The organism is Schlesneria sp., from assembly GCF_036405755.1.
Lineage (GTDB): Bacteria > Planctomycetota > Planctomycetia > Planctomycetales > Planctomycetaceae > Schlesneria > Schlesneria sphaerica.
The window spans coordinates 1-1,974 of record NZ_DASWWZ010000274.1; the positions used below are offsets into that span (position 1 = coordinate 1).

The 1,974-nt window shown below is 56.7% G+C and carries 1 protein-coding gene; it reads left to right on the forward strand.

Translation table 11 applies throughout. The annotated features are described in order from the left end of the window. The coding region (locus VGE80_RS09620) for a hypothetical protein (RefSeq protein WP_440592507.1) at positions 1-1,974 on the forward strand (1,974 nt) is incomplete at both ends.

Consider the following 1,974-nt stretch of genomic DNA (forward strand, 5'->3'; position numbering starts at 1 on the left):
TTCGACCGACTCAAATACGCTCCGTCTGTCGCGGGACGAATCTGCAGTGATCAATTGAGGGTTCCCACTCGATCTGCACGAACAAAGCTGTTTGAACAGAAGACGTTCATCTTCTTCATTGCGATTGGGCTCTTGTCAGGACTCACGCGTGAGTCATTCGCCGAGTCTGCCCCGACAATTTCGGAGCCTCGTGTCGGCTGGAATGATCATTACCTGGTCGGGCGCTGGAGTCCGATTGTCGTCCCTGTGTCGCTCACTGAATCTGCCGCAGTCCAACTGGAAGTAAGCGCACTCGATCCGGACGGGAATCGTGTCACTTATCAGGCAGCGCCCGTCACACTCGATGCAGGTGACCATCAACTTGAAGGTCTCTTCAAAGCGGGACGCCTGGATGGCGAGATCAGCGTCCGGTTGAAGGGGGGAAATGACTTCAGCGGGACGCCGGGTCGTGCCCCCTGGCTGAAACCCGCCGTCAGTCCCGCAGCCAAGCTTGTCGTCACCGTCGGCAGTCCGGCAGGATTTGACTTTGACAAAGAGGAATCCGCTTCCGTTCGTGACCATCGGTGGGCGAATGTGAGCGCGGCAGACCTGCCGACGAATCCTCTCGCATACGATGGAGTGGCAGCGCTGGTACTCAGTGGATCCGTTGAACTGACAGAAGCTCAATCGACGGCGATTCGCGACTGGGTGGCTGGCGGGGGGCGACTGACCATCTCATTTCCGCGTGATGTCGCGGCAGCTCGGAAGCGTTTGTTCAACTGGGTTCCTGCCACGATTGGCGAGTCTTCCGCGACGGTCAGAGAGTTCGGCAGTCTGGAGTCATTCGCGGGTAAAAACATTCGAATTCCCCAGACAGAACCGCTGGCGATACCTCACGTTCAGTATCCGACAGGAGAAACACTGGCATCCAGCCGTTCGATTCCATTCCTGGTCCGTCTTCCCTACGGCATGGGATCAGTGACCCTCCTGACCATGGATCTCACGTCCGCTCCTCTCAAGGACTGGAAAGCCCTGCATCCGTTCTGTGCCCGGCTGGTCGGTATCGAAAGTCGCACTGAACTCGCTGAAAAAATGGGAAGCCGTGGTTCGCAGCTCAGTTCCACCGGCATTTCCGATGTCGCAACACAACTGCATGCCATTCAGGACCATTTCGAAAAGGTCAATCGTACTTCACCCTGGAGTGTCCTGGGGGGACTACTGGGACTTCTGCTGCTGATCGGTCCCCTGGACTACCTACTTGTCCACCGGATGCTGAAACGCCCTACGCTCACCTGGGTCACATTTCCTTTGACCGCCTGCGCTGTCACCGTCGGTGCGGCACTACTGGCATCAAGTTCAAACGGGTCCGTCGCTCGAGCCAACCAGCTCAACATCATCAACTATGATCAGGCGTCTTCGACACTGAGAAGCCGGTACTTTGTGAACCTTTACAGTCCGCAGACGGCGCAATCGTCGCTCAAAATTTTGCCCCACCCCATCACAAGCTCCGCAACCGGAATTTCCCCGGCGAATGTTAGCTGGAACGGCGTTGCCGAATCGGGGTTTGGAGGGATGCTGCGCCCCTCCGGCCTGGAACGGGGTGCTGCTTACGAACACCATGCCGATGGAGAACTGTCGAACATCCCGGTCCTGCAGTGGAGTTCAAAAGCTCTGACGGGTGAAAGCCTGCAAACGGTTGAAGACCTGGTCGAATGCAATCTGAAAGCAACCGCTACGGGAAGTTTGACGGGGACGATTCTGCACCGGTTCGATACACCGATCGAAGACTGGATGATCGTCTTCCAGAACCGGGTCTATCGTCACTTGAAGACTCGTGACGATGCTCAATCACTTCCTCTGGCACCCAAGCAGGTTTGGCGAGTTGAACAGCCAAGCGTATTCCAGCGAGAACTGCGCCCCTATCTCACCGGCATTCTGACAATGGCAACCGCGCGTTTCGGATCGCGAACGACAAAAGAAATCGTCCAGCAGCAA